General features: G+C 31.8%; 17 protein-coding genes. 4 read left to right on the plus strand and 13 right to left on the minus strand.

Features of this window, described 5'->3' with window-relative positions; genetic code table 11:
• Positions 1-4 precede the first annotated feature (4 nt).
• Positions 5-907 carry a VOC family protein gene (locus tag DAD81_RS10490; protein ID WP_111708214.1) on the minus strand — a complete coding sequence of 301 codons (903 nt, stop codon included), beginning with the start codon at positions 905-907 and terminating at the stop codon, positions 5-7.
• Between the two features lie 527 nt (positions 908-1,434).
• On the opposite strand from DAD81_RS10490, the gene DAD81_RS10495 reads away from it, so the two are divergent.
• Positions 1,435-1,830 carry a pyridoxamine 5'-phosphate oxidase family protein gene (locus tag DAD81_RS10495; RefSeq protein ID WP_111708215.1) on the plus strand — a complete coding sequence of 132 codons (396 nt, stop codon included), beginning with the start codon at positions 1,435-1,437 and terminating at the stop codon, positions 1,828-1,830.
• A 215-nt stretch (positions 1,831-2,045) separates the two neighbouring features.
• Here DAD81_RS10495 and DAD81_RS10500 read toward each other — a convergent pair whose 3' ends face one another.
• The 6 genes from DAD81_RS10500 to DAD81_RS10525 all read right to left on the minus strand — a co-directional run bounded on the left by DAD81_RS10500 (position 2,046) and on the right by DAD81_RS10525 (position 10,228).
• A complete protein-coding gene (locus DAD81_RS10500; RefSeq protein ID WP_111708216.1) occupies positions 2,046-2,381 on the minus strand; it encodes a single-stranded DNA-binding protein in 336 nt (111 codons plus the stop codon).
• Positions 2,382-2,521: 140 nt separating this feature from the next.
• On the minus strand, positions 2,522-4,048 hold the full coding sequence (locus tag DAD81_RS10505) for a sulfatase family protein (RefSeq protein WP_111708217.1): 1,527 nt from the start codon (positions 4,046-4,048) through the stop codon (positions 2,522-2,524).
• 56 nt (positions 4,049-4,104) lie between these two features.
• On the minus strand, positions 4,105-5,694 hold the full coding sequence (locus DAD81_RS10510; RefSeq protein ID WP_111708218.1) for an alpha-L-fucosidase: 1,590 nt from the start codon (positions 5,692-5,694) through the stop codon (positions 4,105-4,107).
• 29 nt (positions 5,695-5,723) lie between these two features.
• Positions 5,724-7,199 carry a sulfatase-like hydrolase/transferase gene (locus DAD81_RS10515; protein WP_111708219.1) on the minus strand — a complete coding sequence of 492 codons (1,476 nt, stop codon included), beginning with the start codon at positions 7,197-7,199 and terminating at the stop codon, positions 5,724-5,726.
• Complete coding sequence (locus DAD81_RS10520) at positions 7,183-8,616, minus strand: sulfatase family protein (RefSeq protein ID WP_317047320.1); 1,434 nt, start codon at positions 8,614-8,616, stop codon at positions 7,183-7,185. The genes DAD81_RS10515 and DAD81_RS10520 overlap by 17 nt, the downstream gene beginning before the upstream one ends.
• Before the next feature lies 1 nt (position 8,617).
• Positions 8,618-10,228, minus strand: a complete 1,611-nt coding sequence (locus DAD81_RS10525; protein ID WP_111708220.1) for a sulfatase-like hydrolase/transferase — start codon at positions 10,226-10,228, stop codon at positions 8,618-8,620.
• Between the two features lie 209 nt (positions 10,229-10,437).
• On the opposite strand from DAD81_RS10525, the gene DAD81_RS10530 reads away from it, so the two are divergent.
• Complete coding sequence (locus DAD81_RS10530) at positions 10,438-12,033, plus strand: tetratricopeptide repeat protein (RefSeq protein WP_111708221.1); 1,596 nt, start codon at positions 10,438-10,440, stop codon at positions 12,031-12,033.
• Positions 12,034-12,224: 191 nt separating this feature from the next.
• On the opposite strand, the gene DAD81_RS10535 is transcribed toward DAD81_RS10530, so the two are convergent.
• From DAD81_RS10535 to DAD81_RS10560, 6 genes are all read right to left on the minus strand, one after another.
• On the minus strand, positions 12,225-13,574 hold the full coding sequence (locus tag DAD81_RS10535) for an alpha-L-fucosidase (RefSeq protein ID WP_245949218.1): 1,350 nt from the start codon (positions 13,572-13,574) through the stop codon (positions 12,225-12,227).
• Positions 13,575-13,640: 66 nt separating this feature from the next.
• Complete coding sequence (locus tag DAD81_RS10540; RefSeq protein ID WP_111708222.1) at positions 13,641-15,029, minus strand: sulfatase family protein; 1,389 nt, start codon at positions 15,027-15,029, stop codon at positions 13,641-13,643.
• A 206-nt stretch (positions 15,030-15,235) separates the two neighbouring features.
• The gene (locus tag DAD81_RS10545; protein ID WP_111708223.1) at positions 15,236-17,563 is read right to left on the minus strand and encodes a glycoside hydrolase family 31 protein; all 2,328 of its coding nucleotides are present in this window, start codon (positions 17,561-17,563) and stop codon (positions 15,236-15,238) included.
• A 187-nt stretch (positions 17,564-17,750) separates the two neighbouring features.
• The gene (locus tag DAD81_RS10550; RefSeq protein ID WP_111708224.1) at positions 17,751-18,638 is read right to left on the minus strand and encodes a family 16 glycosylhydrolase; all 888 of its coding nucleotides are present in this window, start codon (positions 18,636-18,638) and stop codon (positions 17,751-17,753) included.
• Positions 18,639-18,657: 19 nt separating this feature from the next.
• Positions 18,658-19,542, minus strand: a complete 885-nt coding sequence (locus DAD81_RS10555) for a family 16 glycosylhydrolase (RefSeq protein WP_111708225.1) — start codon at positions 19,540-19,542, stop codon at positions 18,658-18,660.
• Positions 19,543-19,765: 223 nt separating this feature from the next.
• A complete protein-coding gene (locus DAD81_RS10560; protein WP_111708226.1) occupies positions 19,766-20,953 on the minus strand; it encodes a response regulator transcription factor in 1,188 nt (395 codons plus the stop codon).
• A gap of 250 nt (positions 20,954-21,203) precedes the next feature.
• Here DAD81_RS10560 and DAD81_RS10565 point away from each other — a divergent pair, with 250 nt between their 5' ends.
• A complete protein-coding gene (locus tag DAD81_RS10565; protein ID WP_111708227.1) occupies positions 21,204-24,065 on the plus strand; it encodes a glycoside hydrolase family 2 protein in 2,862 nt (953 codons plus the stop codon).
• Positions 24,066-24,070: 5 nt separating this feature from the next.
• Positions 24,071-25,717: an alpha-L-fucosidase gene (locus DAD81_RS10570; protein WP_111708228.1), complete on the plus strand. Its 1,647-nt coding sequence runs from the start codon at positions 24,071-24,073 to the stop codon at positions 25,715-25,717.
• Positions 25,718-25,803: the final 86 nt, after the last annotated feature.

A 25,803-nucleotide genomic window follows, 5' to 3' on the forward strand; every position in this document is an offset into this window, starting at 1 on the left:
AATTTTAATTTTTTAGCAACTCTTTTTTTCTTTTAATTAATCTTATTGGTGTTCCTTGTGGATCATATAAATCTATAATAATAGCTCCATTTTTGTTAAAACGAGTTTCTCCAACTTTTACGGCCCCACCATAAACCATTCTTTTTGCCAATTCCTCAGGATTTTCAGAATTAAAGGCAATATGTATTATATTATGTGATTGTTTGGCTAAACTTTTTACTACATCTTTACCAAATAACTCAAAAGTCATATTCATATTCTTATCACCTATATAAGGCACGCGATAAGTTCTTAAATTGTTTTTCTCTTTTACAATGTCTTTAGACCAAGGAATTTTTAAATCCATAAACTCTACATACCATAAAGATGCTATTTTTTGATCAGCCACGTTAAAAGCAAAATGTTCAAACCTAATATTACTCTTAACTGGTTGAGCAAAAAACGGATTTACTCTATGTATAAGTTGTAAAGGAAAACCATTAGGATCTCTTAAATTTAAAACATAATCTCCTATTTTATTTGTGTATAAATCTTCTTCTTGCTTCGCTCCATTTGAAAGCATTTTTGTTGAAATTTCATTTATAGAAGAATGGCCTTCAAACGCTAAATGAAATGCATTTAAATTAATATCATCATAATTAATTCTCAAGCTTTTATCAGAACTTAATTCCAACATAAAATTATGATCTTTATCTGCTACATAAATAACTTCACTATTATCTGACGCTATTATTTCAAGGCCAACATTATTAACATACCATTTTGCTGTAGCTACTTTATCTGCGACATTAATCCTTAAATGTTCAAAGGTAATTGGAACTAATTCTTTTTTTATATTTTGAGCAAAAGTTATATTCAATAAAAAAATAAACAAAAGAGATAGCAAGAATAGGTTTTTTGACTTCATAAAAAATATTTTATTCAAATTTAAACATTTATTCTACTCCATAAAACTAAATACTTATAGAGTTAATCTTTAACAAAATTCACAATACTAAAAAATTACAACTACAACAATTACACTTAAATATCCAATAATCACAAAATCAAAATTTGTTTAATCAACTGAAATTTTAATCCTTTAATATCTTTTCAATTTCAGTATAAAAGTTATCATTCAAATATAAAATTAAACCTTAAAAAACTGGTAAATTTCTTAGCAGAAACTTAAATTTGTATCTAATGAATTGATATGAAAATAACTTTATAACATATTAGATCTTTAAAGCATTTAACATTTAGAAATATCTTATTTTTATCACAAAGTTATTTATTAATTTTTCACAATAAAACTTAACAAGCTAATGGAAAAAACAACTATCTAATCAACTTGTTTTATTCATGTATAAATATTTAACGAATTAAAAAATGTACTTTTAAAAAGAACAATAATTTCACTTAAAAACAAACATTAATAAATTAATATTCATAATTATGAAAATGCCTCAAGAAGTTATCAGACTATTAAATGACAACGAAGCTACAAAAGTTATAACATCAGTATCCTCAAAAGGAATTCCGCACACTATAGTTGTTGGGAGCACTATGGCCCCACAAGAAGATTTAGTTTGTGCAGCTGAAATATTAATGCAAAAGACAGCGAGTAATTTAAAAGAAAATCCAAATGTTAGTGTCTTAGCTGTAAAAGGTATGGTGTCTTACCAAGTTGTTGCGAAGGTAAAAGACCACCAAACAGAAGGAGTTATATTTGATAAAGTTAAAGCTGATCTTGAAAAGAAGGGCTTACCATGCAGAGGTGTTTGGTTGTTTGAACCAACTGAAGCATATAACCAAAGTGCGGGTCCAGATGCAGGTAAAAAAATAGCATAAATCTTCCGATCATATCTTACATTTTGTAAGGATATTATTTTGCTCACACTGCTTTTTGGCTACTATGTATAGTTATTTTATAGTAAAAGATATTATTAAACTATTCAAATATATAGCCCTAGGGTTAAATTAAAACTTAGTAAAACATTAATGATTATTCATTAAAAAACCACCCAAATTGGGTGGTTTAATTTTTCATAACAAAATATACTGTATTACTTATTCCCAAGTAGTAACAACTCATTAACAATAACTTCAGTTATATATCTTTTATTACCATCTTTATCATCATAACTTCTAGAAGTTAGCTTTCCTTCAATTGCAATTTCTTTTCCTTTTTCTAAAAATCGTTCAACAATTTCTGCCGTTTTATTCCAGGCCACTAAATTATGCCATTGTGTATCGGTTACTTTTTCACCTTGCGCATTCTTGTATGATTCATTGGTTGCAATTGTAAATTTCGCTAATTTCTTTCCTGAATCTAAAGTGATAATTTCAGGGTTATTCCCTAAATTTCCAATTAACTGTACTTTGTTTCTTAACGTACTCATAAGATAAGTTTTAATAATTATGCTGAATATCTTTCGTTCAATTCAACATTGCAAATATCTTATGGTTTTCAAGTTTTATTCGGTTATTATATAATTACTTTCGTATGTAAACGTTTGTAGTCGTTTGTAATTGAGTAATGTTATTTTAAATATCCTCTATCTAATTCTTTCTTTAATAGTATTTCCATTTCTTTAACCACTTCAGGATACTTTGTATATAAATTAACTCTTTGCTCAATATCTTTATCCAAATCAAATAATAATCCTTTTGTTTTGAAATCTTTATAACCTCTTAATTTCTTGTAGTATTCTGGCATTTTAGAAACATCACCTGTTGAAAAATTAATATACAGCCATTTACCATTCCTTACTCCAAATCTTTTTCTTTGAGTGTTATGAATAGTTGAAGTTCTTAACGATTTCCCTTCTGATTTCCCCATAATAATTGGTAAAAAACTTTGACTGTCCATTGCCGCTTTTTCTGGCGTTTTAATTTTTGTGATATCTAAAATTGTAGCCATTATATCAACTTGTGATATTAATTTATCTGAAACAGCTCCAGCTTCTACCTTATTTGGCCATTTAATTATAAAAGGAATATGGTGTCCACCTTCCCATAAATCTCTTTTCAATCCTCTAAAATCTCCCATACTGTAATGATCAAATTTTTCTGCTCTTTCAAAAGCAAATTGTTCGGGACCGTTATCTGAACTAAAAATAACGATGGTATTTTCTTCAAAACCATTTTCTTTTAAAGTCTTTAAAACTTGTCCTGCAATCCAATCTGTTTGAAACATATAATCACCGTAAGCTCCAGCTTCTGACTTCCCATCAAATTCATCATTTGGAATAATTGGTGCGTGTGGAGAAGGCAATGCTAAGTATAGAAAAAATGGTTCATCCTTCTTTTGCTCTTGAATCCAAGAAATAGTTTTTTTTGTTAAAGTTGGTAACACTCTATATGGATCCCAACCCGCTACTTTAGGTCCAGGGCGAGAATCCCAATCTATTTCTTTAGCTTCTCTTTCAAACTTATTAAATTCAAAAAAATCGCTTGGAGCTTCAATAAATTTATCATTTTCTACCCAAGCATATGGCGGAAAATTAATAGTACCATCTCCAAAATAATAATCAAATCCCCTATCTAAAGGCCCACCTGTTAATGGAGCCTCCCAGTCAATATCTTTAACTAAATACGTTTTATGAGTTTTACCCCAATAGGTGCGTTCTCCAGAAGGTTCTTTGTTTATGAAATTCCAATTCCAACCTAAGTGCCATTTACCAATAGCAGCAGTTTTGTATCCCCCTTCTTTTAAAGTTTGTGGCAAAGTAACATCGCTGTCTTTAAACATTGGGGGCCCAAATGAATTTACAATATTATGAGTTCTTCTCCAGTGATATTGACCTGTTAACAAAGCAAACCTACTAGGTGAACAAATCCCAGATGAGCTATGAGCATCAGTAAAACGCATTCCTTCGGATGCCAATTGATCTAAATTTGGCGTAGGAATTTTAGAATTTGGATTTTCACAATTTAAATCTCCATAACCCATATCATCTGCATAGATAATTACAATGTTTGGTTTTGTTGGTTTAATCGGTTTTTGTGCATTTGTACAACTTAAAAACACACACGTTAGCAAAACGCTAAGGATACTTATTCTCATTATTTTTAGTATTGAATTAATTATAATCATTTCAACTTTATTATTTCATACATACTTTATTCAGGGTCGTCTTCTCCTCCAATTCCATATTCTGAAACTGTTTTAATTTTAAGTTTAAAACCTAATGCTAAATCGTTGGGAATTTTTAAAGGTTTCTTTATAGTTAAACAATCATCATTTATATTCCATTGCACCTTCTCCTTACTCCCTAAAATTTCAATATCAGTAATCTCACCATCAAGCAATGTCATCTTTTTCCCTAATGAATTAATTTTTATATCTTTTGTAGGCGTATCCATAATATATGCAAACAACAAACTATCTCCCTTTTTAGTAAACCTAATATCATTCTCTTTGTATTCAAGCTTCTGATTTTCTACTTTGTGTCCTCCTCCTTTTATTCTAGTAGGACCTTCACCAAAAACAGTCCAAGGTCTTGTGCTGTATATTCCTTCTCCGTTCACATTTAGCCATTCTCCTAAATTAATTAATAACTCTTTTACTTCTGAAGGAATAGAACCATCTGGATTTGGAGGTACATTCAATAACATTAATCCATTTTTAGATACAATATCAATTAGCACATCCACTATTTTATTAGGACTAACATACTTTGCATTCTCTCTAAAGAACCAAGCTCCCGGTGATGTATCCGTCATCCAAAATTTGTCTTTTATTTTATTTGGTCGTCCTCTTTCATAATCATTAACTCCCGTTTCTGCTGGAAAAGAATTGTTTTTGTAATTAATTACAACTTCCTTATTCCATTCTTTAGCTTTATTGTAATAATAGGCTACAAATTTTTTACGATACGCCTCATCTAATTCTTCTACCCACCAATCAAACCAAATAATATCTGGCTGATAGTTATCTATAACCTCTTTTAACTTAGCAAACCATTCATCTTGAAATCTTTTTGAAGTTTTATGATTTTCGATACTATGAGGATCTGTATATAAATCATACGTTTCTTTGGTAGCATCATGAAAATGAGCTCTAGCAAAATACACCCAAGTAAACGCATGATGAAATGACGTTATAAATTTCATATCATTCTTTTCAATTTCTTTTTTCAAGTCTCCAACGGCATCTATTCCTGCGGTCTTTTTTAAATTCCATCGTGTTACTTTACTGTCCCACATGGCAAAATTATCATGATGCATAGCTACTGGCCCCGCAAATTTAGCTCCGGCTTTTTTAAAAAGTTGAGCCCATTCTTTTGCATCGAATTTATCTGGTTGAAACAAAGGAATTAAATCTTTATATCCAAATTTAGATGGATGACCATGTGCTTTCAAATGATGCTCAAAAACACTTGACGGTTGATTACTTAGCTTACCATTTTTTTCTACTGGCTTACCTGTTTTCCAATCTACCACTACACTGTCCATATACATATTTAAACCATACCATCCAGCTCCTTTTTTCATTCCCTGATTAGCAATAGACACTGGCCCCCAATGTGTATAGATTCCAAGTTTTGCATCTTGAAACCAATCTGGAGATTCATTCACTTGTGACAAAGACTCCCAATCTTCCGTATATAAACCATTATTTGTTTCTACAACCTTATCCTCAGTACTGCAAGCAACACTAATAAAAAGGAGCAACATCACACTTATTTGAGTCAATTTTAAAATCTTCATTTTATACTATTTTTTTATCTTCTTAATGATTATTTTGAAAGTTGATTCTCTACTTTTTTCCACCAAGATTCATAATGTTCACTCATTTTAACTACTATATCGGGATGTTTATTTGCTATGTTTTTGGATTGATATGAGTCTGTTTCTATATCAAATAACTCCCATTGCCCTGGTTTTGTCATTCGGTGATGCTCCTTATTAGAAGTGTAAAGCATAGGACGGCCCTCTTCACGCTCCCAAATCATCCTGCAGGTTTTACAATTTGGGTCATGACACGGTTCTATGCGCACTAATGTATATTGCTTCCATCTCACACAAGCGTTAGCGTATTTATGAGACTTCCATTTTGTTGGGTCTTGCCATCTACCAACATGATGAACTTGCATTCTATCATCTTTCAATTTATTTGTTTTTCCTTCCAACAGTTTCTTTAAACTATTTCCTTCTAATTGATTTTGTGTTTTATTTGGGATTTTCAGGTTACAAAATTCTGCTAATGTTGGTAAAATATCTATATGACGTGCCATTTCTGAAGTTTCTCCAGGAACAAAATTATCTCCAAATTTCCAAAATGAAAATGTGCGAATTCCACCTGACCAAACAGTTGCCTTAACACCACGTCTTCCATCATTAAAAGTATCTACTCCAAATGTACCTCCATTATCTCCCAAAACAACAATAAGTGTATTTTCTTCTAAACCTGCAGCCTTCACTTTATCCATTAACCTACCCAAATTTTCATCTACATTGGCAATCATTCCATTAAATTCAGGTTTGTATCTCTTAGACCCCATCTTTTTTGTGTATTGATTATATGGATCAGTATACTTATCAGGAACCACGCATGGTGCATGCGGTGTATATGTAGCTAAGTAACAGAAAAAAGGTTGCTCTTTATTGTCTTCAATAAAATTCATGGCTTCATCAAAAATAATATCTGTACGATATCCTTTTGTTTTTATTTCAACCTGATTTTTTAAAAGTTTAGGGTTGTAATGGGTATTTTGCATATCATCTGGTACCACTAAAGTTTTATTGAAACCTCTTGCCCATGGACCATATTCCTCTGATTGTCCTAAATGCCATTTTCCAAAGAGTCCTGTTTCATAACCTTTAGCTTTAAATAAATCGGCTATTGTAGTACTCTCTAGACTCATATTACGCATTGGCTTGATAGTATGGGTTACAGAGGAAAGAAACTCATGTTTCCCTGTTAATATTGCACATCTACTTGGCGCACAAGTTGGACTAACACCAAAATTAGAAAAGCTGATACTCTTATTGTGAAACGCATCAAAATTAGGTGTTTTAACGATTGGATTACCGAGAACAGCTATGTCTCCATATCCCATATCATCAATTAACACTACTATTACATTTAGTGGTTTTTTTATTGTTGAAGTATTTGAGCATGCCATCACCAACATATAATTACATAACACTACTAAATACAGCAATAAACTCCACGTTTTTCTAATAAACTTCTTATTAATAATCATTTCCATTTTTACTATTTTCTACAGATAATAACCATTCATCCAATTCTTTTTCCATTTTAGCTGCAAGTTCAGCCTTCGATTTAATTATGTTGATGTTTTCACTTCTGTCATTTAGCAAATCATACAATTCATAAATTTCACCTAAATCTTCAGAAACCAATTTATATTGATTTGTAACCCAAGAAATTCGTTTTTTATAAGCAAATCCCATTGGTTTTTTACGTATTTTCTTAGGTTTTTTAATAAAAGGCATAATATTTATTCCATCTAATGGTCTATCATCTGGATAATCAATATCCAACACATTTATTAAAGTTGGTAAGTAATCACTTGTAAAAGCCGGAAAATCTACACGTTTATTTCCTTTTATTTTTCCTTCCCAAACCACAAAAGCGGGTATACGTAATCCTCCTTCATACAAACTTCTTTTACGAGCTCTAAATTCTCCTGCACTCCCTGGAGTTTTATTTTCAGGACCATTATCACTACAAAACCAAATCATAGTATTATCAGTAATCCCAAGTCTTTCTAGCTCACTCCACAACGCACCAATTTGATCATCTAAAGCAGTTATACAACCAAAGTATAGCTGTTCTTTATTAGTTAAACCATAATATTTAGATTTATAATAATCACTTGTAACTACCGGTAAATGTGGTGCATGTGTCCAAACTGTTGTGAAAAACGGTTTTTTATTTGCTACCGATTTATTAATAAAAGGAATTACCTTGTCAACAATAAGCTTGGTATCATCTCCCGATAAATCATCTTTAGATTTCTTTTCATCTCCAATCCAATACGAAGTATTATAACTTTCTGATCCTTCTCCTTTTTTAACTGCAGACCAACCATATTTTAATGATTCCTCATCTTTAAATTCAGCAGGTTGTAACAGTGGATCAAATGTTGGCACTTTAGATTCTGTACAAAAAAACTCATCATACCCGTGCATTGTTGGAATACTATAATGTTTGAAATGTTTTTCTTTACCACCACGATTGGCATCTAATTCTTTTTTAGTCAATATACCTAAATGCCATTTCCCGTAATGTCCTGTTGCATATCCTTTTTTTTTCACCAATTCAGCAATTGTAATTTCCTCTTTTTTCATATGTCCAGAATTTGCATCTGGAATTCCAATTCTAAGTGGATTTCTACCAGTAATAACACTTGCTCTTGTTGGAGAACAAACTGCTGAACCAGAATAAAAACGATCAAAAACAACACCTTTTGAAGCCAATTTATCCAGATTTGGAGTTTTAATGGTTTTATTCCCATTAAATCCAGCATCAAACCAACCTTGGTCATCAGTCATAATCATAATAATATTCGGTCTCTCTTGGGCATTTAATTTATTCAAAGAAACTACCACACACAGAAGTAATAGTAACTTTTTAGTGAAACTTTTAATAGTGTACATCATCTTATTTTTTATTCTTTTTAGTTTTTTTATTTTTATTCTTCTTTCTTAAAGCAATTTCGTGCGTTTTAGAATAATCTACACGCGTTTTATTCATATCACTAGCATAGTTAGCCGTTTTACCTCTTAATTCAGCTAACAATTCACTGCCTTCATATTGCTGAATTAAATTATTCTTTTCTTTAGGATCATCCTTCAAATTAAATAATTGTTCATAGCCAGGATTTTTATTCGTAAAATCCAAATCAGCTTCATTATAACCCCAAAAACCACCACGATACATTCGTATGTATTTCCAATCACCTTTTCTAATTCCTTCACAAAATGGATTATCTCTTCCTGTAAAAAAACTTTCTAAAAACAATTCTTTACGCCAATCTTTCTGAGTTCCACTAATTAATGGTGTTAAACTAGTTCCTTGCATAGCTTTTGGAGACTCAATTCCCGCATAATCTAAAATAGTTGAAGTTATATCAAGACTTGAAACAAGTTCTTTAATATTTCGTCCTCTTTCGCTTTCAGGTAAACGAGGATCATAAATAAAACAAGGAATTTTAGACGCTAAATCATACAACAAAGCCTTTCCTCCCATTCCGTATTCTCCCATTAACAAACCGTGATCACTAGCAAAAATAATAATGGTATTTTTATCCAACCCTTTTTCTTTAAGCGATTTTACCATATCACCAATTACCTTATCCATTCCAGAAATTTGTTGGTAATAACGGATATAATGCTCCTTACAAGAAATGGTATCGTAATCGTAAATATAGGTCTGTGTTGCACGTCCTTTTTGTTGATCCAACATATATTCAGGAATAAACCTATAAGGATCTTTAGTTGTTTCTTTTGGAATTCTCACAACATTGTTTCTATATAAGGTGTCATAAAACTCTGTTCCTTGCAACTTTTCGTAATTGTTTGCAGGCTCTAAACAAATTTCTGCCATCTCACTTTCTGGATGCATAGACATAATTTGACTTCCGTGAGGAACAGAAAAACTAACAGAAAGACAAAACGGTTTGTCTTCTGGCGTTTTTTGTAAAAAGTCTTCAATACTCTCTCCCATTATAGGTGTTATAATGTCTTCTTTTAAATCAGAATATGCTGAGCAATTTTCTAATCCTTTTGGCCAAAATTTAGACCAACCATCATGAGCTCTCCAATAATCAAATTTTTCAGATGCTTTTCCTTTAAAAGTGTAATATTCCACACCAAACTTCCCTATAAATCCAGTATAATATCCATTTTTACGTAATAATTCAGGGTAACTTTCTTTCCATTGACTTTCACTTAATGAATAAACCGACGTAAAACCTACACCATTAACACGCTCGTAAGTTCCTGTAAATAAAGCTGCTCTACTTGAAGCACAAATAGGCTCAGCTATGTATGTATTAGAAAAACGAACTCCTTTATTAATTAATTCATCTACATTTGGAGATTTAACAATTGGGTGTCCCATTGCTCCAAATGTATTATCACGTTGATCATCTGAAAGTAAAAAGATGATATTTGGTTTAGAAGATTTTTCTTGTTTTTTTTCTATAGAGGCACAAGAAATTAACATAAATAAAATTCCTAAAACAAAAAAAACATAATTTTTATTTCGCATAATTAAATGATTTGTATAAATGATCTCTCATTTTAGTTTAATTTAAAGTATTACACAAATTTTCAAATAATATAACTCAAAACATAATAAATCAACATAGCATAAACATAGCAATTGTAATTTTTGAGTACATTTTCTCATAGCACTTATTATAATTTAGTATTTTTATATACACAAAATCAGTATTTTATGTAATCAATCAAAATAAAATGACTAACAAACTACTAAAGAACATCTTACATTTATCATTTTTTATAATTTCATTTTCAATCTATTCTAATCAACTTCAATTAGACTCTCTAAAAATAGATTCACAAGAAAAAAAGCTTTTAAAATCCGTATTACTGTTTGAGAAAAAAAAGGATACACTTCAAATAATAAACACTAGATATAAACTAATCCAATTTTACAATAAAAAAGGATTTTACAGTAATAGTTACGATGAAATATGGAAACTATTTCCATTAGTAGAATCACCTAAGTACTTAACTCAAAAAATTGAAACATTAAATAAGTTAACCTCACTTTACATGGTTTTTGAGCAACATGAAAAGGCAACAAACAGTTATTTAGAAGCTATTGATATTGTACAAAAACATAACCCAACACAAATTATTAAGGATAATTTATTAGGTAAAATATATAATATTGGTGCTTGGATAGAAATAAAATCAACATTTAATTTTGAAAAAGCAGAGGAGTTAGCTTTAAAAAGTATTGAATATTTAAAAAAAAGTGGCATTGATGAATCTACTTTTCATTATTCTCAAATTCAATTAGCTCACATCTACATCAAAAAAAACGAGCCAGACAAGGCAAAAAGTATACTTTTTAAATTAAAAAGCATTTATCCGCTTCCCTTAAAAAGACCACACACACTACTATACCAAAGACTTGGACAATATTACGAACTTAAAAAAAATAGAGATTCTGCCATTTATTATTACCATAAAAGTTTGGCTGCTATAAATAAATTTGAAAATCAGCCAGATAAAAAACTACAAATATCTAAGAACCTTTCAAAAATTTATGAAGCTAAAGGCGATCATAAACTCGCCTATAAATACCTTTTATTAGCATCTAAATTAAACGATCAAGTTTTTAGCGGTAACAAATCTCAAAACAAGGAATTATTTGAAATTAAAAATAAATATGAAGTTCAATTAAAAGAAAATAATGAAAAATTAAAGTCACAACAAATAAAACTTCTTAAAGGCGAAAAAGAATTTTGGAGATTAAAATTGTTTTCAATAACTGTTGTTTTAAGCAGTTTATTTGGGTTTGTAATTTTTTATTTTAACAGAAAAACCAAGCTTAAATTACTAAATCAACAAATTGTAAATGAAAAACAACAGCTTGAAATTCAAAAACAAGATGAAATATTAGAGTTGAAAAACAAAGAACTATTATCTTCTGCATTGCAATTATTAGAACGTGATACTTTGCAAGAGGATATAAAAAAACAATTAAACAAATTGATTGTGAAAGGTGATAATATTGAAATTATTAAGGATGTTAAAAATTCACTTAACATTAGCACCAAAGGAAAATGGATAGAATTTCAATCTCATTTCACTAAGGTTAATGATAGTTTTTATTCTTCATTAAAAGCGAATTACCCGCTTTTAACACCTACAGATCTAAAAATGTGTGCCTTTATTAAATTAGGTTTTTCCAGTAAAGATATGGCCCAAATAATGGGTATTAGTGTTGAAGGAATAAATACTTCACGCAGCAGGTTACGTAAAAAAATGGATCTTTCTAGAAAAACTATTTTATCTGAATTTTTACAGAATTATTCTTAATAACTGCTGTCATTCCTGCCAAGGTAGAAATTTATTTTAAACAAGTCTATGGAATCCAGCCTACACAAGAATGACAAATTATATTATTAGAAAGTATTCACTTGTACTTAGCTTAGAGACCAAAAACTTATAAAACCTCACTAAAATAACACTTGAGACCCTTCATTTTCAATTAGAATTACAAGGAAATACTAATATTTTACAAATGTAATTTCCGCAATTTTAGGAAGTTGTGTGCTCTCTAAAACTACCAATCTAAATTTTTGAGCAGTAACCTCTTCAAAAGAAGCATTAAAATTATGAGTGATTTCATTTCCTTCTGCTAATAATTTCCAATTACCATTAACAAAAGCTTCAATCTTAAATTTACTTACTCCCTTTTTATATTCGCCACAAATAACTCTATTAAACGTTTGGGGTTTTCCAAAATCAAGCTCAATCCATGGATTTTCATCACCTTTAGCAAATTGCCAACGAGTAAACAAATTACAATCAATAACACTTTCTGGTTTAAATTCTTCGGAAGAAAAACTAGAAGCTGTAACCACAACATTTTTATGTGGCTTTTCAATTTTAGGTAATTGTTTTAATGGCGCTGGTAAAAATACTTTTTTACCAATTTCTTTCAATCTATTTAAAACATTATCATCCATTAAACCTTTGTCATTTGGCGCAGCATTTAATAAATAATTTGCATAATGTGAGTTTGCAAAATTTAATTCTTTAACAACAGACTCTACAGATTTTAATTCTTGATTTTCATATCCTTTTTCCCAAAACCAAGTAGATTGCAACGTTGGCCCTTGTTGAGATGGCAAAGTATTATCAAACGGACAATGTTGACCGTGAGTTGCCTCATAATGTACCAATTGAGTTACATCTAAATCTGTTTTACAACTGTGATTTATAACTAAACAATTTGGCTGCATAGAATGAATATGATCAGCCAAAACTTTAAAAGGTAACTCTTTAAAATCTGGTCCATTTCCCCATTTAGACCCCCAACCATCAATTACAATACAAACAACTTCTCCATAATTGGTCAGTAATTCTGTTAATTGATCTTTTGTATATTGAATATTTTCAGGAGTAATATTGCCGTGTTCAATTTTATGTTGTCGATCCCAAACTGAAAAATAGAGTCCAACTTTAATATTTTGTTTTCTAAATGCATCTACATACTCCTTTACAATATCACCTTTGTATGAACTACTTGCCACGTCATAATCGGTTACTTTAGTATCCCACAAACAAAATCCATCGTGATGTTTTGTAGTAAATACAGCATAATTCATTTTAGCCGATTTTGCAGCTTTTGCCCACTGATTACAATCTAAATTAGTTGGTGCAAATGACTTTGGATCGTGATTTGGTTTTGCCCATTGCTCACCGTGAAATGTACCCATATTGTAATGGATAAACATTCCGAAATTCAAATTTAAAAATGATAAAACTGGATTAACCTCTTCCTTTTTTTCAATTGTTGAATTACAAGATATTAACAGTAATACAAAAACAGATAGAATACTTTTTTTTAACATATTATAAAATGAATTATTTAAGGAATAAAGGTAAACTTAAAGAAGTTCTATTCCTATATTTCTTTACTACTCAATAACTAATGATTTCTTTTTTGAGGCATCCTTTTCTAACTTCTCATACAAATCTTTATACATTTTAATCCTCTTTTTTTGATATTGACCAGACTGCAACCAAATATTACCTATGTTACCTTGATTCCAATTATTCCAAAGCTTTGCCATTTCTTTTCTTTTAACAACTTCTTTGGTAACAATATTTGTAGATTCAAAAGGATCCTTTTCCATATTAAACAATTCAGGCTTTGCAGCTGTTCTATTTAATTTTAAAAACTTTGACGCTTCAGTTCTTACTGCCCAACCTCTACCATCATCCATTCTCCAATACAAAGCATCGTGTGGTGAACCTTTCTTTTCACCCTTTAAAAAAGGAATTAAATTTACTCCTTCTAATTCATTTCCTGAAGTATCTCCGTTTCCTATAGCAACAGATGTTGCTGCAATATCTAATGCAGATACTAAACCATTAAACTCTCCTGTTTTTAAGTTCCCTTTAGGCCAATGTAAAATAAATGGCACGTGAGTTCCTCCTTCATACATACTTCCTTTACCTTCTCTAAAATTTCCATTTGTAGCAAATGATTCTCCATTTTTTCTTGGACCACCATTATCTGATAAAAAGAAAATTAAGGTATTCTCATATTTTCCAGACTTCTTTAAAGCTTCAACAACAATTCCAACACCTTTATCCAGCTCATCAACCATTGCTGCATACGTTCTTCTTTTTTTATCTTTTATATGGCTGTATTTTTCAATAGTTTCCTTTGGTGCTTCCAATGGTAAATGCGGTGCGTTATATGCTAAATACAAACAAAACGGATCCTTAGAACCTTCAATAAATCTTGCAGCATCTTTACTTAAAGCTGTAGTTAAATATTCATTAAACTCACCTGCTTTATCATTTCTAGTTAACGGTTGGTAACTTCCTTCATTAGCACTGTAATGTGGGTGTTTATCATCTCCAATTAACAAAGGCATATGCGTTTTTACATTTTTTGGAAAGTAAGAATGTCCACCAGATAAAAACCCATAGAAATAATCGAAACCTCTATTGTTTGGATGAAAAGGGTCTGAACCGCCCAAATGCCATTTACCAATTGCACCTGTATTATAACCCGTTTTTTGTAAACGATTAGCAAATGTTTGCTCTGTTAAAGGCAAACCACTATACATATCAAAAGGAGAATTGGTTATGTTTATTTCAATACCAAAACGTGCTTGATAGCGCCCTGTAACTAACCCTGATCTAAATGGTCCACAATATGGATGTGTTACATAACCGTTTTTAAAAACAACTCCTTTATTTGCTAAATTGTCCAAATTTGGAGTCATTATTTCTTTTGAACCTGTAAAACCAAGATCTCCATAACCCAAATCATCAGCAAGAATTACTAATATGTTTGGTTTTTCTTGTGCTAAATCATCGTTAAATGTATGAGTAGTGGTAGACTGTCTGGTTCTTTTCTGTCAAATCGTGATGAAGTTTGAGAGGGCTACAAACCTTGATATTAGCTACTCTGCCTGCCATTACTTATACATATTGTTATGCCTTTGTGTATTATTTTATATTTTCTGGTTCTTTTCATTTTCTCAACAAAAAATAATTACAACTTTACTTTTATCGCGTTTCCATTGTAATTTACAATATTTCCTGAAATTGTTTTCTCAATTCCAACAGCAACACCTTCTGAAACTTTTGTAATCTGGTAAGTCCGTTTTTGTAACATACCCTCAAATTCTCCCTTTATTCCACCTACAGAAACCGTATTACCTTCCTCATTATAAGTAAATTGAATGGTACTAAAGCCTCCCTGTTTATAATTATAGTTATCTCCTTCATCTTCATAAAGTACAAAATCAGCATTTTCCCCAGGGTAAATGCGAAGTTCAATATTATCCAACGCTTTTTCAGAGGAATATTGCATCACATCAGCTAAAGGCAAAATAGTTCCCGATTTTACAAATAATGGTATCCTCTCAATAGGAGCGGCTGCAATAATCGTTTGTCCTCCTGTATGTTTTTTTCCTGTCCAGAAATCAAACCAATCACATCCTTTGGGTAAATATACCTTCCGTTCTACAGCTCCTTTTTCTGTTACCGGACAAACCATAATATTACCCACTAAAAACTGATCGACTATGTTATACACCGATTCATCATTAATGAAGTCGAATACCAAAGCACGCATAAGCGTATATCCATCGGAATGAACTTTATTTGAAAGCGTATAAATATAGGGTAACAAGCGATAACGAAGGTTAATCATGTCTGTTAGTATTTCCTGGTTTTTTGCACCAAACGACCACATCTCGTTTTCGCCACTACGGCTACTAAACGGATGTCGTCGGCCATGCGCCCGAAACATTGGTGTAAATGCTCCGTACTGAAACCATCGTACAAATACTTCCTGATAATTTTCATCACTTGGGTCTCCGCCCAAATAGCCTCCAATATCTGTATTCCAATAAGGTATGCCTGTCATACAAAAGTTTAAGCCTGTCGGAATTTGTTCTTTTAATGTTTTAAAGTCAGTGCCAATATCACCCGACCATACTACAGAGCCGAATTTTTGCTGCCCAAGAAAAGCAGACCTTGTTAATACAAAAACGCGGTTGGTATCAATTTCAAGCTGGGGTTCAAAAACGTTTTTCATATCAAAATACGAAAATAGGTTCTGATATTTAGCCGTTGGACCAAGATAGCATTGTGTGTTTTTAAATCTCTTGAGCTGCTCTGGTTCTGTTGCATCGAACCATATTCCGTCTACGCCCTTATCCCAATAACTTTTCTTTACCATACTCCAGTACAACTCACCTGCTTTTGGATTATAAGCATCATAAACATCTCCGAAATGCCCTAAGTCTAAGCCCAAAAACAAACTATCTTTGTTGAATAACTGCCAGTTTGCAGACTGTTTGTTAAAAGATGGCCACACCGATGTAATTAACTTGCAGTTGTATTTACGATGCAAATCATCAATCATTTGTTCCGGCTGAGAAAAGTCTATGGAATCGAAGACCATTGAGCCAAAGCCTTTATCGCCCCAATGCATGTAATCAAGTATTACGGCATCTAAAGGAATATTTAAATCCCGATGTTTTTTAACAACCCCCAAAAGTTCATTTTTGGTTTTATACCTGTTCCGGCTTTGAAAATACCCAAAAGCCCATCTGGGAAGCATGGGAGATTCACCAGTTAGTTCTCTAAGGCCTGCAATAATATGGTCGAATTGTCTGCCTTTTACAAAGTAATATTGAATTTTATCCGCAACATCAGAAGCTAAATAAGAAGAGTCATTAGAGTCCTGATAATAAGATTGAGAATAATTATCCCAATATAATCCATATCCTTTTGTGGATAACAGAACAGGGATTGATACCCGTGTATTGTGTTGAGAAAGTTCAATCTTTTGCCCCCTCAAGTTAAGTGTATTTAATTCATGTTGGCCCAGACCATATAAGGCTTCATTCTCAGTCCAGAGAAAGTGTTGCTTTATCTTATAAGAACTATCGTTGCCTAATTTGTAAGGAGTTATTTCGTTTTTCGTTGTTGCCAACAATAAACTGTTATATACGTCATGAAAGCTAATTTCTCCTGTTTTTTTATCTAAATATACAATAATGCTATCAGTGCTTATTTTTATATATTCATCCTTCGACGATACGTCAAATCGGACTTCAGCACCCAACTTTTCTTTAGCTATAATACTGGGGACAACAAGTAAAGAATCGTTTTCAGCTATTGAAACCTTAATGATAACCGGAGATAAAACCGAGATGGAAATCTTTTTTATGGATTCATTTTCAGAACATGGTATTTCGTATATAATTCCTGATTTCGATTTCTCATAAGGTTTACTACAGCTATTAAAAATCAGAAGTGCTGAAATAATTATCATCCAGCTAATAACTAGTTTTAAGTTTAAGGTCATATTAATTTTTTTTACGGCTTATCCCAAATGTACGTAATGCATAAGGCATAACATTATCAACATAAAGGCTAACAACAACTTTACACCTGTGTTTTTAAAAAATCTCATGTTAAAAATATTTTCAACAAAAGAAATCAATTTCTATATAACCCATATTCTCATATGAGTTTCTTCTTAAAACATATGTTTAATCAACCAATTTCCAAGAACGAACCCAGTTATAAGTTGTTGTTCTATCTTTTTTTGACCCTGTCATTCCTCCATCAGCAGGTACAGGATTCCAATTATACGTTTCAACTACCATTCTTAAATACATTGGAACATTAAAATCTGCAGGAGGTGTTACTTTATCTACAAACATTCCGTCTAAAAAGAATAATACTTCATTTTCACTTTTCCACCATACTCCAAAAACATGAAAATCATCATAAACTTTTCCTTCCATTCGTGCTTTACCTCCAATAATCCCTTTTTTTACCTCACACCCTTCCTCAATATTTCTACTATGTGTATTGTAATTCATGAATTTCTCAAACTTTTGCAAATCCTCAACATCTTCACCTGTTATTTGCCCTATAGATTCTTGAATATCTAGTTCAGTACTTCTTTTATCACACCCTTCTCCATCCTCTCTATTGTTATATAACCAAAATGTTGAAGACATAAAGGTTTTATTTGCCTTCATTTCACACTCATAATAACCATAAGTCATTCCTTCCTTAGAACCAACATAACCACCACCATGTGTGTAATTCCGGCCTTGCTTTACTAATGTCTCAGGCAATATTGTTGTAGTTATCTTTAGACTACCATCTACTACTTTTACATTTTCAGCTAAAAACAATCCTGGTGCACGACCAATCCATTCTTGTCCAGAAATTTGCCATTTTTTTTGATTGATTTCTTTACCATTAAACTCATCTGACATTCCTTGAACCAATTCCCATTTTTTACTTGATGGTTTTGGATCCTCTCCATTTTTAAAAGTTGGAGATTTTTGAGCAAACATTGACCCAGCTATTAATAGTATTATTAGCGCTGAAATTTGTTGAGATATTTTGATTAATGATTTCATATTTTTATTTATACTTAAATTAATCAACTAATTTCCAAGAACGAACCCAATTATAAGTTGTTGTTCTATCTTCTTTTGATTTATTCATTCCACCATCAGCAGGAACCGGATTCCAATCATATGTTTCAACAACCATTCTTAAATTCATTGGAATATTAAAATCTGCTGGCGGAGTTACTTTTTTTACCAATTCTCCATCTAAAAAGAATAATATTTCATCTTTACTTTTCCACCAAACACCATATACATGAAAATCGTCATAAACTTTTCCTCCGGCAAGCTTACCGGCTTTACTAGTTCCTTTTTTATAATCACATCCTTCAGGAATATTTCGGCTATGGGTATTTGAATTCATTGATTGATCAAAATCTTTCATCCATTTGGCATCATTTACAATTTGTCCCACACATTCTTGAATATCTAATTCTGTAGTTCTTTTATCACAACCTTCTAAATCTTTACCTTCATTAATTAACCAAAAAGTTGAAGACATAAAAGTTTTATTTGCTTTCATTTCACACTCGTAATAACCATATGTCATTCCTTCTCTTGAACCAACATAGCCCCCGCCGTGTGTATATTCTTTATTATGTTTTACAATAGTTTTATCCATTTTAGTAGTTGTAATCTGTAAACTTCCATCAGCTACATTTACATTTTCAGCAAGAAATAATCCTGGTGCACGACCAATCCAACCTTGACCTGAAATTTGCCATTTATTTTCATCTACTTTTTTTCCATCAAATTCGTCAGACATGTTTTTAATCAATTTCCACTTTGCATTTTTAGGTTTTAAATCCTCTCCATTTTTAAAAGTAGGAGCTTTTTGAGCAAACATTGAACCAGCAATTAAAAGTACTATTAGCACTGAAACTTGTCGAGATATTTTGATTATTGATTTCATATGAAAATTATTTTTCTATTTATTTAATATTAACTTTTACTAAGTTAAAACCTATTAAAAGAAATTATCTCAAAAAACCCATTTGTAACCTAAAATTGTTCAAAATTGTTCTATTTCATTTCTTTGTATAGAGAAAACCTACTAAAAAGCAAAAATTTTGTAAACCAGAATTTAATTATTAAGGTATTTAAATTGTATTACTGCTCCCAATAAAACTCGTTGCCTAATTTACCACTAAATCAATAACTTCTAACTCCATTAATTTACAACTCATATCTGTGCGTTGCATACCTTTTACTTCATATAGAGCATTGAAATATTTAGTATTTTTAGGTAATATTTTATAAAATTCTTTTAGCCATTTCGAATCTGTAAAATTTCTTAGTGTTGCAATTACCCCAATATCGTTATTCGAAACAAAATAAAGAGCTTCATTATTTGGACTCAAAGAAGTAAATGATACCATTGCATATTCAATCTTCCCATTTTTACCATAATTGGTATTGTAAACCTTTTCTATTTCACCTTCTTTATATTTAAATCCATCTTGATACATTGTAAATACCTTACTATTTTTAAGAAATAGTGATTTAGAAGTGTTCATAGATTTATATTGCCCAATAAAAAGAATGTTATTATCCTGAATTTCTTTATAATTCAGCTTACTTTCAAATTGAAGTTTAAAATCACTTTTATATTTAAAAAACCATTCAGACAATCTTTTTATAGACCATGGAACCATTTGCGATAATAACGTATAATCGGTTGTGGCTATATTTCGTTCAGGATGTTCTTTTACATAATCCAAATATTCTTCATTACTATTTATTTCCGAGTACATTGTTGCATGAAGTTCATCCCATTGATTCTTCTCTGTTAACATAAACTGATCTGACACAATAACTAAATTGTTTGCATTTTTATCAAAAAATGATCTCCAACAAAGTTCTTGTCTTTCAAAAATTAAATACCAAGACGAAATTAGAAGCAACCCCATAAATATTATTAAGCCTAATATTTTTAAATATTTAATTGGTATTTTTATAAAACCCTTTGATTCATTACTTATCCCTTTATATACATCTGGTGTTAAAAATTTAAGATTGTACTGACCTTTCTTTATTTCAAAAATAATAGTTTTATCGGCATCATTTTCAATATAATATTCATCCAGTTTTTTACGAAGCTTATACATGTATGACCGTACAACACCATCATTTTTATCATCACCATAATCTTTACCCCAAAGATCCATACCAATAGTAAATTCTTTTAGGTCTTCTTCAACAAAAGCCTTTTCTACAAGATATCTAAGTAACCTTGTATTAATAGAAGAGTTAACAAAAAGCTTATGTGAGCAAATATGTTCTAGCGCTTCTTCAATAACTTTTCTATCCTTTTTTTCAATCATAGCTTCAAAAGTAAGATTTGTTTTTAATAACAAAAAGTAAAGTTAAATAATTGACACCATGAATACTTACTTTGTTAACTCAGAAACAAGAACACCTCCATAAACCACACAATAATAGTTAGATATCTAAACATTATTAACGGTTAATTCCACTGTGACCGCTACCGTTTCAACACTGTTTTGTATTGAATTTATCAATTTCCTCTCATAGATTCCTATATCTTTATATTACAAAATTTATATCAATAATATGAAACGTAAATTAATAGGAATCTTGTTACTATTTATGGTTGGGAGTTTAGCTCACGCCCAATTACCTGAAGGATATCCATTAACCAATAGAACAAAACAAAATATCAATCTCGATTGGAAGTTTTCTAAAATGTCTAAAACTGAAAAACCTACTGCAATTAATTTTGATGACAGCAGTTGGAAAAAGGTCTGTATTCCTCATAATCCCGATCCTGTTTCTTTAATGATAGACAGTGTTACCCATAATTGGATTCAAGAAACTTATTTACGCGACCATAATTGGTATCGCAAGCAACTATTAATTCAATTGAAAAAAAACGAAAAAGCCTTTATTGAATTTGAAGGTGTACATAATGCCACTGAATTATGGGTAAATGGGAAATTTGTTGGCAGATACGCTGTGAATGGCTATACACCTCATCATTTTGACATTACTGATTTTGTTTTACCAGGTAAAATAAACAATATTACTGTCCTTGCCGATAATAGCTTTAACCCCATTATTGCTCCAGATCCAGATGAAACAGATTATGTAAAATGGGCAGGAATTTACCGCGACGTTTACTTAGTAAAAACCAATAAGCTACATGTAAATTTCAATTGGGAAGATTTTGATGCCGGAGTTCATATAACTACACCTACCGTAAAAAAACGAAATGGTACTGTTTCGGTTAAAACTACGGTAGTTAATGAGCATTCTAATCAAGCTGATTGCCGAATTGAAACAATGATTGTAGATGCGGAAGGTTATGTACTAAAAAAGCTCAAAACATCTTCAATAATTTCATCGGGGCATCAAAAAACATTTAGACAATCAACCGAACTTACCAATAATTACAACTTATGGTCACCTAATAGCCCTTACTTATACCGTGCTGTTTCTATTATCTATTTGAATAACGAAGCTGTAGATTTTGTTGAAAATAAATTTGGCTTTCGCTCTATTGAATTAATAGATGGACAAGGGTTATTGCTTAATGGTGAACCTTTTTTTATGGTTGGAGTAAATCGTCATCAGAGTTATCCTCATATTGGTGATGCTGTTCCCAACACGCTGCATTATGAAGCTGCTTTACGTTACAAAGAAGCAGGCATAAATGCTATACGCACCTCACATTATACCCAAGACGATGCTTTTATACAAGCCTGTGACGAGCTTGGAATGGTTGTAATGGAAGAACCATCAACATGGGTGCAATGGCAACAAGGCGCATGGATGAACAATTTAGAACAAGCATCTCGTGTTATGGTTCGTAACCACCGTAATCACCCTTCTATAATTATTTGGGGAGCTGGAATTAATCACCGCGGACCTGTTCCGCAACTTAATAGTGCCATTAAAGAAGAAGATCCGTTTCGTTTAACAGCTAGTGCTTCAAGTGCCTGGTGCGGAATTAAAAATGCAGGAGTAACAGATATTTATGCCACCATGGATTACCGACGTACCGATTGGCCTGAGGGTGATTTCTGTATGGTAATGGAAAATGGTTTTTCGCGCAATGGTTTAAATCAACAATTCCATATTTCACGTTACAAGAAACGTAAAAACAACATTGGAGCACTACTTTGGGTGGGTGCTGATTATAACCGTTTGCGCCCTACACCCAAAGAACACGATATGATAACCGAATATGGTTTGCAAACTGCCTATCGCATGCCTCGCCCAGCATATTACTGGTATCAATCCGAGAACTCTCAACTTCCTTTTGTTCACATTGCCGATGAATCAGTTTATAAAAATGAAAAAATTCATATTTATAGTAACGCTCCTAAAGTTGCCTTATATGCTAATGATAAACTGGTAGCCATTCAAAGTCCAGATAATGATCCACTACGAATTTTAAACAACCATCCATCATTTACTTTCCGATATAATTGGACAAACGAGAAGTTGACAGCTAAAGCAATTTATGGCAATAAAGAAGAAATATCTCATTCACGTACTAAAACCTTAACCCCTTATGCACTTAAATTAAGTATAGACAATCCTAATATTCCATTACAAGCAGGTGGTTCCGATCTTAAAATGATACGCGCTTACATTGTAGACAAAAACGGCGAAGTAATTACCGACGCCACAAATAAAGTCCATTTTGAAGTGAAAGGAGAAGGAGAAATACTTTATGCTAATGAAAAATACATTAAAAACATGCAAGCATATCACGGTGTTGCTAGTGTTTATTTACAAGGAAGTATTAATGCTGGAGAAATTAAAATTAAAGCTACATCCGGAAAAATAAAATCTGGAACTTTAACCATAAAAACGGATGCTTTTAATTCAGATGCTATTTCTTATAATGGAAATCCTATTTACGATTACCCGATTCACAAAATCGATATTCAAGCAAAAGATCAGTTACTGCAATTTGGATGGGAAGAGCAAGTTTCAACGAATGAAGATGAATTAGTATTCACTTTAGACCAGAACATACACTTTACTATAAAAGCAGATGAAAAACTATTGAAAAGCAAAGGAAAACCAGCAATTATGGGAGATTTAGCATATATGGCTGCTGATGGAATTTATGTAGAAAAAGGACACATTTATATGACCATAACAAATCTACCCAAAGGAAAATATGAGTTAAAGACCTATCATCACAATACTATGGGAGATAGAAAATATTTTCAGACCAACTTTATAGTAAAGCAAGAGGATACTAATGGAAAAAAAGAATATGTAGCTGATGATGTTATTGCAATATATAGTGATGGTAAAGATATGGGAGAACGCAAACCTATGTCTGTTACCCATTTTCTTGAAAGCAATGGAAAACAAGCTATTAACTTATCTTTTAGAATTGATAAAGAAGTAGGTATTACGTGGTTGAACGGAATGGAATTTAAACAAATTAAATAATTAGAATGAAAAATAAATATAGCTTTTACATCATAGGAGCAATTATACTAACTCTATTTGGTTCTTGCACTTCAAAAAAGCAAGAAAAAACTTCCAAAACAACAGAACAATACGAATCCAATTGGGAATCATTGCGTCAGCACGAAACTCCTGAATGGGCCTTGGATGCAAAATTTGGTATTTATGCTTGCTGGGGTGCCTATAGCCAAGTTGGTGCTTGGAAGGATGTAAATAACATAAACTGGGGTAATTACTACATTACACCTTACGATGGTATTTATAATACCGATGCAAACGAACCACGTAGAAAAGCTTTTGAAAAACGTTTCGGCTCCATAACCGAGGGCTTTGGTTACCGTGAGCTATGCGAGAACATGGATGATTCTGGGTTTGATCCAGTTCAGTGGGGTGAACTCATAAAAAGCTCTGGCGCAAAATACGCAGGAATTTGTACAATTCATCATGATGGGTATGCTATGTGGGACTCTGAAGTAACTCCGCATTGTGTTGGAAAAACCGGTCCAAAACGTGATGTACTTGGTGAAATACTCTCAGAAATCAAAAAGCATGATATTAAAACAATTGTCACATTTCATCATGCGCGTACCTACCATCAGTTTACTAAATATCAAAAAAACTTAAAGGAAGCTGGAATCACAAGAGCTGATTTATTGGATCCTGAAAATGAGGATTATTATTGGTTTCTCGGTGGTAAAGAACGTTTTATTAAAAACAGAAAAGCACTAACCTTCGAAGTAATCGATAAATACAAACCAGATATTTTATGGTTTGACGGATTCTCAGGTGGAGGTGATGATTTTGGTACGGAAGAGATTTTGGCTCATTATTTTAATATGGGCATTAAAGAAAATAAAGAACTTAGTGTTCACAATAAAGGAAACTTTGGTACCAACTTCGGAATCTACTCCTATGAGAATGGTTCTAATCGCCCAGGATTTGTAGACTGGCCGTGGGAAGATGATACTCCATCAGGTGTTGCATGGTGCGATTGGTCATGGTGGTATGGCATTGAATATAAAAAACCTCGTAACGTTGTGGTAAGATTGGTAGATTTAGTAGCTCGTAACGGAGGACTTTTGTTATCTATGAATCCAAGACCAGATGGTTCCTTTGATAAGGGTCAAATTGATTTATTGGAAGGCATCGGAAAATGGCTCGGACAAAATGGGGAAGCTATTTATGAAACACGTCCTTGGATTATTTATGCAGAAGGACATGTAGACCCTATTTTTAAGCAAGACCCAAACTGCCCAATTGAACATCATTATGCATTCGGAAAAGAAGCTCGCCCTACCCAGCCAGATTCAGAACAATTTAACGCTACTGATATCCGCTTTACAGCAAAAGAAAATACGTTGTATGCCATTCAATTGGACATTCCCAAAGGTGGGAAAACAATTATAAAATCCTTAGGCTCTAAAACAGAAATTTCGGATAAAAATAAAATCAAATCCATTGAGCTAATTGGACATGGAAAAGTCTCTTTCAGAAGAGAATCAAATCAGTTAATCATAGATTTACCTTCAAATATGCCGAACGATTGGGCTCCTGCATTTAAAATAGAAGTAAAAGGAAAATTGAAACAACGTAAGTTAGAAGGAAAAAACAAAATTATCCCGATGCAATCGTAATTATAAGGTTTTATAAAATCGATAATAAACAAATAAGGTCTTCCCCCATTAACAGTAAACACTTACTTTTAAGTTTCAAAAATTAA

This window comes from Lutibacter citreus, from assembly GCF_003260195.1.
GTDB classification, from domain to species: domain Bacteria; phylum Bacteroidota; class Bacteroidia; order Flavobacteriales; family Flavobacteriaceae; genus Lutibacter; species Lutibacter citreus.